The organism is Acetobacter suratthaniensis (genome assembly GCF_017377745.1).
GTDB lineage: Bacteria > Pseudomonadota > Alphaproteobacteria > Acetobacterales > Acetobacteraceae > Acetobacter > Acetobacter suratthaniensis.
Map to the genome: position 1 here is coordinate 94,727 of NZ_JAFVMG010000007.1, position 16,212 is coordinate 110,938.

14 protein-coding genes are annotated in these 16,212 nt (G+C 61.8%); 6 read left to right on the forward strand and 8 right to left on the reverse strand.

From position 1 onward, the window contains the following. Nucleotides 1-29: 29 nt before the first annotated feature. The 6 genes from J2D75_RS08300 to J2D75_RS14445 form a co-directional block, all read right to left on the reverse strand. Nucleotides 30-725: a hypothetical protein gene (locus tag J2D75_RS08300; protein WP_207854310.1), complete on the reverse strand. Its 696-nt coding sequence runs from the start codon at nucleotides 723-725 to the stop codon at nucleotides 30-32. Beyond that, the gene (leuS, locus tag J2D75_RS08305; protein ID WP_207854311.1) at nucleotides 725-3,367 is read right to left on the reverse strand and encodes a leucine--tRNA ligase; all 2,643 of its coding nucleotides are present in this window, start codon (nucleotides 3,365-3,367) and stop codon (nucleotides 725-727) included. The genes J2D75_RS08300 and leuS overlap by 1 nt, the downstream gene beginning before the upstream one ends. A gap of 103 nt (nucleotides 3,368-3,470) precedes the next feature. Further along, nucleotides 3,471-3,971 (reverse strand): DUF3576 domain-containing protein, encoded by a 501-nt coding sequence (locus J2D75_RS08310; protein ID WP_207854312.1) that lies wholly within the window; start codon nucleotides 3,969-3,971, stop codon nucleotides 3,471-3,473. 239 nt (nucleotides 3,972-4,210) lie between these two features. After that, nucleotides 4,211-5,329, reverse strand: coding sequence for a lytic transglycosylase domain-containing protein (locus J2D75_RS08315; protein ID WP_243428611.1), 1,119 nt, complete (start codon nucleotides 5,327-5,329; stop codon nucleotides 4,211-4,213). 32 nt (nucleotides 5,330-5,361) lie between these two features. Next, complete coding sequence (locus J2D75_RS08320) at nucleotides 5,362-5,595, reverse strand: hypothetical protein (RefSeq protein ID WP_207854313.1); 234 nt, start codon at nucleotides 5,593-5,595, stop codon at nucleotides 5,362-5,364. Between the two features lie 137 nt (nucleotides 5,596-5,732). After that, entirely contained in the window at nucleotides 5,733-6,278 is a 546-nt protein-coding gene (locus J2D75_RS14445) for a DciA family protein (RefSeq protein WP_243428612.1), read from the reverse strand. A gap of 10 nt (nucleotides 6,279-6,288) precedes the next feature. On the opposite strand from J2D75_RS14445, the gene J2D75_RS08330 reads away from it, so the two are divergent. Both J2D75_RS08330 and hemH read left to right on the forward strand, forming a co-directional pair. Then, nucleotides 6,289-7,371: an A/G-specific adenine glycosylase gene (locus J2D75_RS08330; RefSeq protein WP_265782981.1), complete on the forward strand. Its 1,083-nt coding sequence runs from the start codon at nucleotides 6,289-6,291 to the stop codon at nucleotides 7,369-7,371. A 33-nt stretch (nucleotides 7,372-7,404) separates the two neighbouring features. Then, complete coding sequence (gene hemH / locus J2D75_RS08335) at nucleotides 7,405-8,451, forward strand: ferrochelatase (protein ID WP_207854316.1); 1,047 nt, start codon at nucleotides 7,405-7,407, stop codon at nucleotides 8,449-8,451. A gap of 25 nt (nucleotides 8,452-8,476) precedes the next feature. Here hemH and nth read toward each other — a convergent pair whose 3' ends face one another. Beyond that, the gene (gene nth / locus J2D75_RS08340; RefSeq protein WP_243428622.1) at nucleotides 8,477-9,145 is read right to left on the reverse strand and encodes an endonuclease III; all 669 of its coding nucleotides are present in this window, start codon (nucleotides 9,143-9,145) and stop codon (nucleotides 8,477-8,479) included. Nucleotides 9,146-9,400: 255 nt separating this feature from the next. Between nth and J2D75_RS08345 the strand changes: the two genes are divergently transcribed. The 4 genes from J2D75_RS08345 to ppk2 all read left to right on the forward strand — a co-directional run bounded on the left by J2D75_RS08345 (nucleotide 9,401) and on the right by ppk2 (nucleotide 14,472). After that, the gene (locus J2D75_RS08345; protein WP_207854318.1) at nucleotides 9,401-11,188 is read left to right on the forward strand and encodes an ABC transporter ATP-binding protein; all 1,788 of its coding nucleotides are present in this window, start codon (nucleotides 9,401-9,403) and stop codon (nucleotides 11,186-11,188) included. 43 nt (nucleotides 11,189-11,231) lie between these two features. After that, nucleotides 11,232-11,567 (forward strand): hypothetical protein, encoded by a 336-nt coding sequence (locus tag J2D75_RS08350; RefSeq protein WP_243428614.1) that lies wholly within the window; start codon nucleotides 11,232-11,234, stop codon nucleotides 11,565-11,567. A 207-nt stretch (nucleotides 11,568-11,774) separates the two neighbouring features. Beyond that, nucleotides 11,775-13,385, forward strand: a complete 1,611-nt coding sequence (locus tag J2D75_RS08355) for an inorganic phosphate transporter (protein WP_243428615.1) — start codon at nucleotides 11,775-11,777, stop codon at nucleotides 13,383-13,385. A 166-nt stretch (nucleotides 13,386-13,551) separates the two neighbouring features. Continuing rightward, nucleotides 13,552-14,472, forward strand: coding sequence for a polyphosphate kinase 2 (gene ppk2 / locus J2D75_RS08360; protein WP_207854319.1), 921 nt, complete (start codon nucleotides 13,552-13,554; stop codon nucleotides 14,470-14,472). A 12-nt stretch (nucleotides 14,473-14,484) separates the two neighbouring features. Here ppk2 and J2D75_RS08365 read toward each other — a convergent pair whose 3' ends face one another. Next, a complete protein-coding gene (locus J2D75_RS08365; RefSeq protein WP_243428616.1) occupies nucleotides 14,485-16,131 on the reverse strand; it encodes an FMN-binding glutamate synthase family protein in 1,647 nt (548 codons plus the stop codon). Between the last annotated feature and the right edge of the window lie 81 nt (nucleotides 16,132-16,212).

The following is a 16,212-nucleotide window of genomic DNA, read 5'->3' on the forward strand; positions in this document are numbered from 1 at the left end:
GAGAGGCCGCGCCGCCCAAGCGGGCTGGCTTAGGGTGCGCCGTCATTTTCGCCGGAGGAGCGACCCGTGGCCATGGCGGGAATGGCGTCATCCGCCCCCGCGTCCATCGGGGTTTCGTTGTTGGAATTGGGGATGGCCGTGGGGATAGGATAATAGGTCTTTGGCCCCTGTGCCGGTCGAATAAGCGGGTTGGTGCCTGTGCGCAGCCATACCGCCACCTGCTGGGCAATCTGGGCCGCCAGTGTCTGGGCTACGCGGCCAAACGCCGTTTCCGCATTGAGGGTCTGGGCAAAATATTGCTCAAACGACGAGGTATAGCCGTCCATTGTGGTCGTATCCCCCTGTGCCAGCAGGCGGGGGTGCTCCTCAACAGAATACAGCATCCAGTGTGCAGAGCCGACAATCCGCTGGCGGCCAGCGGTGTTGTCGTTATGGATGTCGATGGCCTCGGTACTGATCCGGGGTATAACATTCAGCCGGTATTTATGCGGATTTTCAGGCCCATCCTGCGCCATGAATTGCTGAAGCGCGAGACGAAGCTGCTGGCCCACACGTTCGGGAAGATTATTGACGTAGATTTCCTTCATTTCCGCCGAGATGTTCGTCTGGCCTTCCTGCTCGCCGTAGAGGGGTTTGAACCCGCAGCCATCCAGTAGCAGAGGCAGGAGCAGCAGCAGGGCCGGGAGCGGGCGTGCCAGACGGAGCATAAAGGCGGTACGGTTCATCAGCCTGCCGTGACAAAATTAACGATACGGTTAGGAACATGCACGCGCTTGACGATACGCTTGCCTTCAAGCAGGCGCGCCACGTTGGGCTCGCTTTCAGCGCGGGCCAGCACGGCGGCGGCGTCTTCATCCGGCTGTGCTTCCACCGTGCCGCGCAGCTTGCCCATGATCTGCACTGCGATCGTAACACTGGTGGCCGTCAGCAGGTCTGGCTCGGCCTGCGGCCAGGGCTGCTGTGCCGCCAGCCCGTCAGCCGGGTTCAGGCGGGAGAAAATTTCCTCAGCCAGATGCGGCATCATCGGTGCGCAGAGCAGGCACAGAGCGCGGGCGCATTCACGCCGGGCAAAATCCATACCTGCGGCATCGGCCTGTTTTTCCGCATCGATCAGGGCGGAGGTCAGCTCGTGCAGGCGTGCAACCGCCACGTTAATGGCAAAGCCTTCCAGCGCCTCGGTTACAGCCGCGATGGTGCGGTGTGTTACGCGGCGCAGGGTATCGGCCTGCGGGCTGGCGGGATTGTCCTGCGTGGGAGCCGTGGCTGTGGCCGGTGTGGTTTCGGCAATAGTGCAAACCGCGCGGAACAGACGCTGGGCAAAGCGCGCAGCACCCGCAACACCGGATTCCGTCCATTCCATATCCCGCTCGGGCGGGCTGTCGGACAGCACGAACCAGCGCGCCGTATCCGCGCCAAAACGCTCGATAATTGCCACCGGCGCGACCGTGTTGCGCTTGGATTTGGACATTTTTTCCACACGCCCGACGGTTACGGGTTCGGTGGTGCCGCGTTTGATCACACCTTGGGCTGTGTGCTCCACTTCCTCGGGGTACAGCCAGTTGCCTGTGCTGTCCTTGTAACTTTCGTGGCTGACCATGCCTTGTGTAAACAGCCCCGCAAAAGGCTCGCTCACATCCAGATTGCCGGTTTTGCGCATGGCGCGGGTAAAGAAGCGCGCATAGAGCAGATGCAGGATGGCGTGTTCGATCCCGCCAATATACTGGTCTACCGCCAGCCAGCCATCCGCTGCATCGCGCACGGTGGGGGTTGCGGCATGCGGCGCGGTAAAGCGGGCGAAATACCACGAACTGTCCACGAACGTGTCGAACGTATCGGTCTCGCGCGTGGCGGGCTTGCCGCAGCAGGGGCAGGTGGTGTGCTTCCAGCTTGGGTGGTGGTCCAGCGGGTTGCCGGGTTTGTCGAAAGTGACATCCTCGGGCAGTTCCACCGGCAACTGGTCTGCGGGTACAGGCTGGGGGCCGCAATCGGGGCAGTGGATGATGGGAATAGGGCAGCCCCAGTAGCGCTGGCGCGAAATGCCCCAGTCGCGCAGGCGCCAGTTGACCACACCCTGCCCAACGCCCATGGCCTCAAGCCGGGTAATGGCTTCGCGCCGGGCATCCTGCGTGGACAGCCCGTCGAGAAAGCCCGAGTTGATCATGCTGCCATCGCCTGTAAAGGCGGAGGTGGTAATGGCAAAGTTTGCTTCCGCCTTACCCGGCGGGAGCACAACCGGCACCACAGGCAGGGTGTATTTATGGGCGAAGTCAAGGTCGCGCTGGTCGCCCGAGGGGCAGCCAAACAGCGCGCCGGTGCCATAATCCATCAGAACGAAATTGGCGATCCAGACCGGAAAGCTCTGGTCAAGGAACGGGTGGTTAACGCGCAGGCCGGTATCGAAACCACGTTTTTCGGCTGTTTCAACCGCCTCTACCGACGTGCCGAGCCTACGGCATTCCGCCACGAACTCCGCAGCTTCGGGGTTACGTTCAGCAACCCATGCGGCTAGCGGGTGGTCAGGGGCGATAGCCAGAAACGACATGCCAAACAGCGTATCGGGGCGGGTGGTGAACACTTCCACCGCGTTCAGGTCTGTATCCAGTCCGGCGGGGGGCTGGTGCAGGTTGAAGATGACCTTTGCCCCTTCGGAGCGGCCAATCCAGCGTTCCTGCATGGTGCGTACGCGTTCGGGCCAGCGATCAAGGCTGTCCAGCCCGCCCAGCAGGTCTTCAGCAAAAGACGTGATTTTGAAGAACCATTGCGAGAGCTGCTTTTTTTCGATTGGCGCACCGGAGCGCCAGCCCTTGCCGTCCACAACCTGTTCGTTGGCCAGCACGGTCTGGTCCACCGGGTCCCAGTTCACCCAGCTTTCGCGCCGTTCCACCAGCCCTGCACGCAGGAAATCAAGGAAAAGCTGCTGCTGCTTGCCGTAATAGTTGGGCAGGCAGGTTGCGATCTCACGGTCCCAGTTCAGGGAAAAACCAAGCCGCTGCAGGGTTGTGCGCATGGCGGCGATATTGGCCAGAGTCCACTCGCGCGGGTGTACGCCCCGTTCGCGTGCCGCGTTTTCGGCGGGCAGACCGAAGGCATCCCAACCCATGGGGTGCAGCACGCAGTAACCACGCGCACGCTTGTAGCGGGCAATAACATCGCCCAGCGCGTAATTGCGCACATGGCCCATGTGCAACTGCCCTGACGGGTAGGGAAACATTTCCAGCACGTAGTATTTGGGCTGCCCCGCCGGGGGCACGTCAGGCACGGTAAAGATACCGGCCTTATCCCACTCAGCCTGCCACCGTGGTTCGACGGTGTGGAAGTCATAAGGGGCGGGGGTAGCAGGAACAGGAGTGCTGGAAGGCTGGGACATGGAAGGTTCTGTACTGTCAGGCTGGAATGAAAAGTCCTGCCCCCGCTACCCGGCCTTGTGGCCGGGAACGGGAGCGGCAGAGAAAAAAGGCGCTGGCCCCGGATCAGTCGCGGTTGCCGTTATTGGCCCGTAGCTTGCGTGCGCGGGAGAGAATGCGTGCCGCGATGTCGGATGCGGTGTTGGGGGCGGGGGGGGTATCTACCCATGCACCGCCTTCACGCACCTGACGGAACACGCTCAGGCGCAGCGCATCCGAGCGCAGGCGGCGGTCCAGAATGAAGGCGGTAATCTTGAAGCGCTCATCATGGGCTGCGGGCGGGGTGTACCAGTCCGTCAGGATGATCCCGCCTTCCGCATCGGCCGTTGCGACCGGCATGAAGGAAATCGTATCCAGCGTGGCCCGCCACAGATAGGCGTTTACCCCGCCTTTAAGGCCGGTTTCCCCGCCGGAGGCGCCACGGTCCTCATGGAGGAGGCGGCCGTCCGGCGCGGTCAGGCCCTGACTGGTTTTGGGGTCGGATGAGCACGACGCCAGAAGGCAGAGAGCCGCGAGGGCCATTACCGGGCGCGGTGAGGGAGAGCGGGGCATGAGACGGCGAAGCATGATGGCGATACGGCTCCTTGACGCTGGGATGTCTGTCCTTCCCGCTCCGCCGTGGAGGACAGAAGTCAGGTCTGGCTGGCGGCTGCGATATTCCTGCCAGCCTTCATATCCTTTCAGGTCTGTCCCGCCAAGCATTCTTGGCGCGTGTCGTGCCGCATGGTTCAGGGTTGGGGCATGGCGGGGCTGGTACGTGGCCCGTGCGCGGGGGCTCCGGGGCGGGTGTGGGCTGTGTGGAAGGGTTAATGGACGGGCACGCAGGCCAGTCCCTGCTGGTGCAGCGCCTGACAGATAATGCTGGTCTGGGCAGCGGGCAGCCCTTCAAGCCGTGTGCGCCAGACGGACGCCCCCGAGCCGGACAGAATCCGCTCCACCCGGTCATGCGCCTGCTCCAGAGCGGGTGCCGCGCCATGGGCGGTACGCAGGGCGGCATCGGCGCGCCCGCGTGTTGAAAACGCACCGATCTGGATGACCGCATTGCCGGTAATGCGGTTCTGCCGCCATGTAATGGCTGGCCCGCTGAGTGCGACTTCCCGGCTGGACTGGCCGGGCAGGGGGGTAATGCTGACCTGCCGTGTGTCCGCGCCGGTGGTGGTCGTGTCTGTTGGCGTATCGTTCAGGGGGTCTGCCTGCGGGTGGTCTGAATCGCTCCAGTTCTGGGCTTCCGCCGCCGCGACCGCCTGTGCGATCTGCGTATTATCTCCGGGGACAGGGTCGTTCAGATGCGGCGAGACTGCCGCCAGATACGCCACGGCGTAAGAGGGCAATGGTGCGCCGCGTGTGCGGTGGTTGCTCATGCACTGGGGGCCACAGCTATACGCACCTGCGAAATCCGGTGAACCAAAGCGGTTATACAGCTCACGAATATAGCCGCTGCCCGCCATGATATTGTCATGCGGGTCATAAGGGTCGGAACCCAGATGGTAGCGGCCTGCCAGTTCGGCATAGGTATCGGGCTTGATCTGCATCAGTCCGACCGCGCCATGTATGGAGCGGGTCAAGTGGCCGTGTAGATACTGATGCCCGCCCGATTCCTGCCGCATGATGGCGCGAATCCATGATTGCGGAATGGTGAAGCGTTGCGAGGCCTCCTGCACATAGGGAGTCCACTGGTTCAGGGCGTTGTCGGAGGCAACGGGAGGCGCATAGTTGCTGCGTGGCCCGGCACAGCTTGCCAGCACGCATAGAGCGGCCAGTACGAGCAGGCGCGCAGCCTGATGGGCTACGGCGAGGCTGCGGCGTGTGGGCGCGCTGTGGCCGTGCCGCCTTATGGCGAAGGAACTGGGGAGGGGAAAGGTCTCACGCCCGTGCATGGGGGCATGGTGCCCTTCCGGGCGGGCGGATGCAATCTTCGGGCGCATGCCAGCCCGCCTGTGGCGGGTGCGAGGGGGTGTCAGCCGCGCTGCGCGGTCGTGATGCGGCGCACCAGTTCGGGGTTGGCGCGCCGGATCTGGCCTGCGCGCAGCACGCTTGCGGCGCTGTAGTTCACGCCCGAAGCCCATGATTGCAGGAAGGCAAGGTCGGACTGGCCATCACGTCCCGCAGGGTATTGCTGCGCGGATGTTGTGAACGTGGTGGAAGGGAGAGCAGTAGTGTGGGCCTGATGTGAGGCCTGTTTGCGCGACATGGTACGGGTCCTGCATCCGTCTCGGGTTTGTTGTTGCCGCATTGGCGCATGCCATGCGGACGGGCCACGATACAGCGGCAGATTGTGTCAATTTTCGCGCAATTGTGTTTCAGTGATGTTGCTTGACCTGCTTGTGATCAGAAACGACGTTTTTTCTCGCTCCGTTCGTGCTGCACACTGCTGCCCAGTGCTTCAAGCGCTTCACGCAGGGGGCCTTCAGGCAAGGTGGGGAGCGAGACGGCCTGCCGCAGGGCAGGGCGGGTGGCGGCTTTGCGGACAGGCTGGCCCGCCGTCGGGTCCTGCACGAAACGCAGGCGGGTCACGAGTTTCTCGCCGCTCCATGTGTTGATCCGCTCGATCAGCAGTTCCGCATGGTGCTGGAGTTCCATGGCCACGGGGCCAGCGCAGGCAATGCTCAGTGTGCCAGCACTCAGGCGCTGGGGGGTGGTCTGGGCTGCATGGCCCGGCCCTACAATATCACGCCAGCCGCTGAGCAGCCGTGCCCCCGAAGGGGAGCGGCGGCGGAAGGCAGGAGCCGTGACACCGGGCAGCAGGGCCGCGAGGCTGCGCGCGGTCATGGCGCGGCGCGGCGGCTTTTCAGCGGCTATGGGCTGGGCGCGCGTAGTCCGTGCCTTGGGGGGGGATGCTGGCTCCGTCTTGCCGGAGCGGGGTTCCTTCGCCATAACTGCCTCCGTGATTACGCCATCTGACCACGCCTTGTTGCACTGGTATGACAGACATCGCCGCACCCTGCCATGGCGGGCGGAGGGTGGGCGCACGCCTGATCCTTACCATGTCTGGCTGAGCGAAATCATGCTCCAGCAGACCACGGTTACGGCGGTTATTCCGTATTACCAGAAATTTCTCGCCCTGTTTCCCACCGTGCGAGCACTTGCCACGGCACCGCAGGAGCAGGTTCTGGCGGCATGGGCGGGGCTTGGTTACTACGCACGGGCGCGTAACCTGCATGCTTGCGCACAGGCCGTGGTGGCGCGTGGGGGTTTTCCCGCGCAGGTGGCCGAACTCAGAACCCTGCCGGGTATCGGGGTTTATACGGCGGCCGCTATTGCCGCCATTGCCTTCGGGGTGCCGGTGGTGCCGGTCGATGGCAATGTGGAGCGTATTACCGCCCGCCTGTTTGATGAACACACGCCCCTGCCGGGTGCGCGCAAGGTGCTGGCGCGTCTGGCGGAGGGGCTGAATACGGGGGCCGAGGCGCAGGCCCGCCCCTCTGATTTCGCACAGGCTTTGTTCGATCTGGGGGCGAGTGTCTGCGTGCCGCGCACACCGGCCTGTGGGGTGTGCCCTTGGCAGACCTCCTGCGCGGGGCAGGCGGCAGGTACGGCGGCGACCCTGCCGCGCAAAATGCCCAAAGTGGCGCGGCCTGTGCGGCATGGAGTGCATTTTTTTGTGGTGGATGAAGCCGGACAGGTGCTGCTGCAACGCAGGCCGGAGACCGGGCTGCTGGCCGCCATGACCGAAATACCCGGAACCCCCTGGCAGGCCACCGCATGGCCTGAAGCCGAGGCTTTGGCCAGTGCGCCCGTGCGGGCCGTGTGGCAGAAGGCGGGTATGGTGCGGCACGTGTTTACGCATTTTTCGCTCGAAATTATCGTGCTGGCCGCGCGGGTGGCGCGTTTTGGCAATGCCGAGGTCGGTCAGGGTTTTCTGCTGCCCGTTACACGGCTGCAAGGGGCGGCGCTGCCATCGGTCATGCGTAAATGTGTCGCGGTGGGTATGCAGGGTCTGTCGGAGAGTGAGAGCCTGTCAGGCTAAGTGCTGGACAGCGGTGCGGAAAGGAAAGAAGTCATGGTTTTCCATCATGTGCCGTCACAGGCGGAGCGTGGGCGGGTTGGCATTTTGCTGATCAATCTGGGCACGCCGGATGATACGGGCTACCGGGCGGTCAGGCGCTATCTGTCGGAGTTCCTTTCCGACAGGCGTGTGATCGAAGGTTCGCCGCTGTTTTGGCAACCGCTGTTGCAAGGTGTGGTGCTGACAACCCGCCCGCGGGCGAGTGGGCGGGCCTATGAGCGGATCTGGAACACGGGGCGTAATGAAAGCCCCCTGCGCACCATCACCCGTGCACAGGCGGAAAAACTGGCCGAGCGTTTTGCGGCCAGCAATGTGCCTGTCGCGTGGGGCATGCGTTATGGCGGGCCTTCGTTGAAGGACGCCGTGCATGACCTGCTACGGCAGGGCTGCGAGCGGATTTTGTGCATGCCGCTCTATCCGCAATATAGTGCGACCACGACCGCCACGGCCAATGATCAGGTGTTCCGCGCACTTATGCGCCTGCGCAACCAGCCTGCCATTCGTACGCTGCCACCGTTTGCGGATGACCCGGACTTTATCGCCGCCGTGGCGCAGAGCGTGCGGGCCGCGCATGATGAAGCCCTGCGTGCGCAGGCGGAGGAGGGGCGCGAGGGAGAGCCTTTCCAGAAGGTGGTGGCGTCTTTCCACGGTCTGCCGGTGGATTACGTGAAAAAGGGCGATTCCTATCACGCGGACTGCGAGAAAACGGTGGCCGCCCTGCGCGTGGCGCTAGGGCGGGATGAGCAGACCCTGCCCATGACCTTTCAGTCCCGTTTCGGCCCGACACGCTGGCTGGAGCCCTATACCGAGCCGTATATTACCGCCCTGCCCGCGCAGGGGATCACGCGTATTGCCGTGGTCATGCCCGGTTTTATGGCCGACTGTCTGGAAACGCTGGATGAAATCGGCAACGAGGTGCGCGAGCGCTTCCTGCATGCGGGGGGGGAGTCGTTTACCCTTATCCCCTGCCTGAATGAATCGCCCGCCTGTATCGACCTGCTGGAAACACTGGCCTGCCGGGAACTGTCTGGCTGGCTGTAACCCATATCGGGTGACAGCCGGGCGTTCAGGCAGCGGCGGATGCCCGCCGGGGTGGCGTGGGTAAGGGCGTTTTGTCGGGGTAGAGGCATGGCTCCTGTGCCGCACAGCGCCAGCATTCGGGTTTGCGGGCCTTGCAGACATAGCGCCCCTGCAGGATCATCCAGTGGTGGGATTCCTGCTTCATTTCCTGTGGGATACGGCGCTCCAGCGCTTTTTCCACCGCCTCCACCGTGCGCCCGCGCCCCAGCCCCGAGCGGTTGGCCAGCCTGAACACATGGGTATCCACCGGCACGGTGGGCTGGTCGAACGCGACACTCAGCACCACATTGGCGGTTTTACGGCCCACACCGGCCAGTTTTTCCAGTGCTTCGCGCGTGCCGGGTACCGCGCCATCATGCTCGGCCAGAAGCTGGCGCGACAGTTCCACCACATTATGCGCCTTGCTGCGCCATAGTCCGATGGTGCGGATAAGCTGGGCCACGGCTTCCTCCCCCAGTGCGACCATAGCAGCGGGGGTGGGGGCTGCGGCAAACAGGGCCGGTGTGACACGGTTGACCGAGGCATCGGTTGCCTGTGCCGAGAGCACGACCGCCACCAGCAGGGTGAAGGGTGTTGTATAAACCAGCTCGGTTTTGGCGTCGGGCCATGCGCGGGCCAGATCAAGCAGAAAGGCCCGGATTTCTGGGGGTTTCATGTCGCGTTTGGCCCGTGCGGCAGCGGGTGCGGCCGCCTTGCGTGCAGGCCTGGCCTGCGGTGCCGGGGCTGATGCGGTGGTGGAAGAGCGGGGCTTGGGGGGCATAAGCGGGCCTGCGGCTGGTCGATCCGGGCGGTATTGTCGGGGATAGGGGGTATTTGTGCAACCACCCCCTTTCACGATACAGGCAGTGCGGGCGTTCCTGCGCCACCAAGAATGATCTCTCTGTTTTACTGACCTGTCCGGGGTACCCTTATGCCTGTTCACGGTTCCGAAGTGGCTGCGGCCACGCGGAAAACTAGCCTGTTTATTGATGTGCTGCGCTTTGTGGCAGGGCACTGGCTGGGCTTTCCGGTGCCGTTGGCCGTGACCTTGGCGGGAACCCTGCTGGCGACGCTGACAGATGTACTGATGCCCGTTATCGCCGGGCAGCTGGTGACGGATGTTGCGCATCCGGTAGCCGAAATGGGGCGGGATGCACTGTGGATGCTTGCCGCCATGGCCGGGTGCGGTTTTACCAGCGTGCTGGCCAAGCGGGGGGCGTATCTGGGCATTACGCGGCTGACCACACAGGTCATGCAGAAAATCGGCACGGAAGCCTTCGCCCATGTCCAGCGTCTGTCTACCGACTGGCACGCCAGCACCTTCGCGGGTTCCACCGTGCGGCGGCTGACGCGCGGCATGTGGGCGGTGGACATGCTGGATGACACGCTGCTGCTTCTGCTGTTGCCCGAAGTGGCGCTGCTGGTGCTGACAACCCTTGTGCTGGGCTGGCACTGGCCCGCTATGGGGGCGTTGCTGGGGGTGCTGTCGGTCCTGTTTGTTGCTCTCTCCTGTGCGTTGACCCTGCGTTACGTGGCGCCATCCGCGCAGGCTGCCAATGAGGGAGACAGCCGCATGGGGGCGGCTCTGGCTGATGCCATAACCTGCAATGCCGTGGTGAAGGCCTTCGGAGCGGAAGCGCGGGAGGATGCGCGTCTTGAGCGTATTGTTACCCGCTGGCGCAAGGCAACGGCGCATATGTGGGTGCGGGGCACGGACAGCGCCAATATTCAGTCGGCAGCGGTCATGGTCATGCGGCTGGCGCTGGCGGGTGGGGCGATCTGGCTGTGGATGGTCGGGCGCGCTGGCCCCGGCGATGTGGCCTATGTGCTGACCATGACCTTTCTGGTGCAGGGCTACCTGCGCGAGATCGGCCAGCAGGTTTCCGTGGTGCAGCGTTCGGTGAATGAAATGGAGGAGCTGCTGCTGCTATGGCGCACGCCCGCCGCCGTGGCCGATCCCGCCCATCCGCAGCCCTTGCAGGTTAGTCAGGGCGAGATCCGTTTCGAACATGTCGGGTTCTGTTATCCGGGGCAGGCCCGGCCGCTGTTCGATGATTTTTCGCTGACGATCAAGGCAGGTAGCCGTGTGGGGCTGGTGGGGCCGTCAGGCTCGGGCAAGACAACGTTTACCAAGCTGTTGCAGCGGCTGTACGCGCCACAGGCGGGTGTGATCCGGGTGGACGGTACGGATATTGCCACAGTCAGCCAGTCCGCCCTGCGTGCGCATATTGCGCTGGTGCCGCAAGAGCCCATGCTGTTCCACCGTAGCCTGGCGGAAAACATTGCTTATGGCCGCCCCGATGCCACACGCGAACAGATTGAGCAGGCCGCACGGCTGGCCAATGCGGCGGGTTTCATAGACCGCCTGCCAGAAGGGTATGAAACCCTTGTGGGTGAGCGCGGTATCAAGCTGTCTGGCGGGGAGCGCCAGCGTGTGGCCATAGCCCGCGCTTTTCTGGCGGATGCCCCTATTCTGGTGCTGGACGAGGCAACGGCCAGTCTGGATTCGGAGTCCGAGGCGCTGGTGCAGCAGGCGATGGAGCGGCTCATGCACGGGCGCACAGTGCTGGTGGTGGCGCACCGTCTGGCCACCGTGCGGGGGTTGGACAGGATTGTGGTGTTTGAACATGGGCGCGTGGTGGAAGATGGCCCACATGCGACTTTGGTGGGTAAGGAAGGTGGCTTGTATCGCAGGCTGTATACCTTGCAGAGCCTGTAAGGGAGCCGATACGATTCCTGCGGCACGGAGGGGCTGACACATCATGGCGGTAACAATGAAGCCTGATAACGAAACCGAACGGCTGAGAAAACAGCGGCGCGATGCGCTGGTGGCCCATCTGCCCGCCCGTGTGGGCCGCTGGGTGCGGTGGCTGCTGGCGGCTGAACGGCGCACGATCAGGATGGTCGCGGGTTTTCTGTTCCTGCTGGGAGGGTTTTTATCTTTTCTGCCTTTGCTGGGGATCTGGATGCTCCCGCTGGGTGTGGTGCTGCTGGCTGAGGATATTCCGCTGTTTCGCGGGCTGAGCGTGTATTTGTTCGCATGGATGGCCCGCCGCAGGCCCGATCTGTTTGGCGAACAGAAGGAGGGGGGGCAGTAAGGGTGCCCTGTTTTCCTGTGCGGGACGTGCACTGGTGTTTCTATATTGTTTTTATTTAACAATAATCGCTTTCGAAAAGAGTATATTTTTCATTTGTTTGAACGCAGCGTTTTATAAACGATCATTTTTCATCATAACTTAACTGTTAGTTATTTTTGATTGCGTCAAAATGGGCAAAATTTCTGCAAAACTAGGAAAGACAGAATTTTGTCTGAAACAAGTGTCTCACAGGGCCGCTTTCTGCGCCCGCGCATGAATGCAGGGGAAACCCCTGCATTCAGGTTGTTTTTTCTGACGGTTATTGCTGCTGCGCTGGCCTTTGTGGGTTACAGCGTCCTGACTGACCTGCAGGCCGCAGGCGAGCACGGGATTGCGGTGGGTGCGTTCGCCCTTCTGGCGCTGGCGCTGCTGATTGCTCTGGGCTTTGAGTTCGTCAACGGTTTTCATGATACGGCCAACGCTGTTGCAACCGTTATTTATACCAACAGCATGCCGCCGCTGGTTGCGGTGGTGTGGTCGGGTATGTGGAACCTGCTGGGCGTGCTCGTCTCATCCGGTGCGGTGGCGTATAGTGTTGTCACCCTGCTGCCGGTCGAGCTGATCCTGCAGGCTGGCGGAAGTGCCGGTCATGCCATGATCTTCGCGCTGCTGATTGCCGCTATTTTGTGGAACCTCGCCACATGGGCGCTCGGCATTCCCAACAGTTCCTCTCATGCCCTGATCGGTTCGATCATGGGGGTGGGGATTGCCAACCAGCTCATGGCTCCGGCCGGTGCGGCGACATACGGCGTAGACTGGTCGCAGGTGCAGAAAGTGTTCAGCGCGCTGCTGTTCAGCCCGCTTTGTGGCTTTATTCTTTCCATGCTGCTGTTCTGGTCTTTCAGAACCTTCATCCGCCAGCGCGTGCTGTTTGAGGCCCCCGAAGGCCACAAGCCGCCGCCGCTGTGGATCCGTGGCATGCTGGTTGGCACCTGCACGGGCGTTTCCTTCTTCCACGGGGGTAACGACGGGCAGAAAGGCATGGGCCTGATCATGCTGATCCTGATCGGTGCGGCCCCCACCGCCTATGCTCTTAACCGCGCCATGCCCGAAACAGCCATGCCGGCCTTTGTGCAGATGGCGGGCGATGCCAGCACCATTTTCCAGCTTCATGCCAAGGAAATCGCGGCGCCTACCGTAGCCGATGCCCGCGTGCAGGTTACGGACGCGCTGCGCAACCGGCATGTTGATACGCCGCAGGTTTATAGCGCACTGGCCGTGCTGTCTGATGACATCACAGCTTCGGTCAAGGGGTATCACTCGCTCAACGCCATTCCCGCAGCAGAGGTGCCCAACGTTCGTACGGATATGTATCTGGTGTCCGACGCCATCCGTGTCCTGACAAAAACCACGGCGTTTGAAGGTAAGGAAGCAGCGGGCCTCAAAAGCTTCATGGGCCAGCTTAATGCAGGCACCCGGTTCATTCCCACATGGGTCAAGATTGCGGTGGCCGTGGCTCTGGGCATGGGCACCATGGTTGGCTGGAAGCGCATTGTCGTGACCGTGGGTGAGAAAATCGGCAAGACCCACCTTAACTACGCACAGGGGGCTTCGGCTGAAATTGTGGCCATGGGTACAATCGGTCTGGCGGAAGGGTTTGGCCTGCCGGTTTCCACCACACATATCCTTTCAAGCGGTGTGGCGGGCACTATGGCTGCGGCGGGTTCCGGCCTGCAGTGGCGCACCCTGCGCACTATGGCTATGGCGTGGATTGTAACGCTCCCGGCCGCGATGCTGATCAGCGGTGTGCTGTTCTTTGTTTTCCGGCATGTTTTCTAACAACAGGGGCTTTTATGGCCTGCGGGTGAGTTTGATCTCCCTGCAGGTTTCCTGTTCTGGAAAAAGAGTTTTCAGGGCTAATGCTTTTTTCATCAGTCCTGCCGTTTGAATGATTTTTATCATACGCTGCGTGTAACGTGTGATCCTTTGCCTGAAAGGGAAAACCATGGCCGACGATCAGTATCTGCAAAGCCTGTCCCCGGAAGAGCGTATCCGTGTACAGATGCGGCGCGAAATCATTGATGATCTGGACGAGGAGTTTGAACTTTCTTTGGAGGAGGAAGCCGCTGGCGGCGCTCTGGATGAGGAAGAAAGGGCTTTTCGCCGGACGTATTTCCGTGAGCTGGTCAGATTGCAGGGCGAACTGGTCAGGCTACAGGATTGGGTCAAGGCCAGTGGGCACCGTCTGGTCGTGCTGTTTGAAGGGCGCGATGCAGCGGGCAAGGGCGGGGCGATCAAGCGGATTGCCCAAAGGCTCAACCCGCGTATCTGCCGGGTGGCGGCTCTGCCTGCGCCTAACGACCGTGAGCGCACGCAATGGTATTTTCAGCGCTATATCGCCCACCTACCTGCCGCAGGCGAAATCGTTCTTTTTGACCGGAGCTGGTACAATCGCGCTGGCGTGGAACGGGTGATGGGGTTCTGCACCGACCAGCAATATGAAGAATTTTTCCGCTCTGTTCCTGAGTTTGAGCGCATGCTTGTGCGCAGCGGTATTCAGGTGGTCAAATACTGGTTTTCAATCACGGATGATGAGCAGGAAGCCCGTTTTCGCGCCCGGATAGAAGATCCCCTGAAACAGTGGAAACTGTCTCCCATGGATCTGGAAAGCCGTCGTCGCTGGGAGCATTATACCCGTGCGAAGGAAGTTATGCTTGAACGCTCCAGCATACCTGAAGCCCCCTGGTGGGTTGTGCAGGGTGTGGACAAGAAACGCGCACGGCTGAACTGCATTTCCCATCTGCTGTCTCAGGTACCGTATGAGGACGTGCAACACCCCGAAATTGTACTGCCAGAACGTGTTCACCACCCTGATTACGAACGTCAGCCGACACCGGAAAACATGATTGTTCCTGAAATTTACTGATTTTATAGAGGATTAATTCCGCAGGCGTGGGCGGAAGCTGTCAGGATCAGCTTCATCCCACCAGCGGCGCAGCATGGGCTGGTCTGTGCCTGCTACGAGTTCGCCAGGCGCTACAAACGGATAGAGTTCATCCATTTGTAGTGCCTGCGCCACGTTGATCCGGTGGCGCAGATGGGCTGGCCTGAAATCATCTGGCGAGCGCAGGCCTGCGGCCACCACGATTTCATGCAGCGCGGCTATGGTTGATTTATGAAATCGCGCCACGCGTTCTGCCTTTTCTGAAACCACAAGCCCACGTTGCCGCGCGGGAGACTGCGTGGCAATGCCGGTGGGGCAGGTATCTGTATGGCAGCGCATGGACTGGATGCAGCCGAGCGAGAACATGAAGGCGCGCGCAGCATTGCACCAGTCCGCCCCAAGGGCCGCGTGCATGGCAATACCCGCAGCCGAGGCCACCTTGCCGGAGGCCGCGAGCTTGACCTGACTACGTAGCCCGGAGCCGACGAGCGCATTGCGCGCGAGAATAAGCCCTTCGCGCAGGGGGGTGCCCAGACTGTCCGAAAGCTCCTGCGGGGCAGCTCCCGTGCCCCCTTCCGCGCCGTCGATCACGATAAAATCCAGCATGATACCACTGGCCAGCATGGCTTTTGTTACGGCAAACAGTTCGTGCGGGTAGCCAACACACAGCTTGATCCCGACAGGTTTGCCGCCAGAGAGTTCGCGCATGCGTGCGGCAAATTCCAGCAGCTCCCGTGGGGTGGAAAACGCACTATGCGCAGCGGGAGAAAGACAGTCCTGCCCCGGTGCAACACCCCGGATATGGGCGATTTCTTCAGACACTTTGGGGCCGGGCAATACGCCGCCATGCCCTGGCTTGGCACCTTGTGAAAGTTTGATTTCGGTCATTTTCACCCGCTCGTCCGCCGCGCGGTCACGAAAGCGCTCGGGGTCAAACCGGCCATCGGCTGTGCGGCAGCCAAAATAACCCGACCCCAGTTCCCATACCAGATCGCCTCCGTGGCGCAGGTGGTAGGGGGAGAGGCCACCTTCGCCCGTATCATGGTAAAAACCACCGATTTTTGCACCAAGGTTCAGGGATTCTATGGCATTGGCGCTCAATGCCCCGAAGGACATGGCTGAAATATTCAGCCGCGATGCACTATAAGGCTGGCTGCACTGGTTAGAGCCTACCTGCACGCGCATGGCGGTATCCGCACTGGTATTGGGTACCATGGAATGGGCCAGCCATTCGTATTCGCCGTCGTAAACATCCAGCTCTGTGCCAAAAGGATGCGCATCGGTTGCCCCGGTGGCGCGGGCATAAACCAGTGCGCGTGTATCGAGACTGAACGGACGGCCTTCGAGATCGCCCTCAACGATATAGGAGCGCAGGAAGGGGCGCAGCCATTCAAAAAACCACCGAAACCGTGCTGAAGCAGGGAAAGTGCGCCGGAGGCTATGGCGGCTTTGTGTCAGATCAATCAGGCACAGGGCCAGTACCGGCAGGGCAGGTACTAGCAGAAACAGCACGTAAGGGTGAACCGGTGCCAGACAGAATGCCGCTGCTGTCAGAAGTATGCTGGCCCAGAGCAACCCGTTGCGCCCGAGCGCATGATCTGTGAACAGGGCGGCTATCAGGGTTGCTGTCTTCATGGTCATGCCTCATGGCTGATTACGCCGGAGCGGGTGTCCGCCGGTTGGAGCGGACGATAGAATGCCGCACACGCAATGCGTAAACAC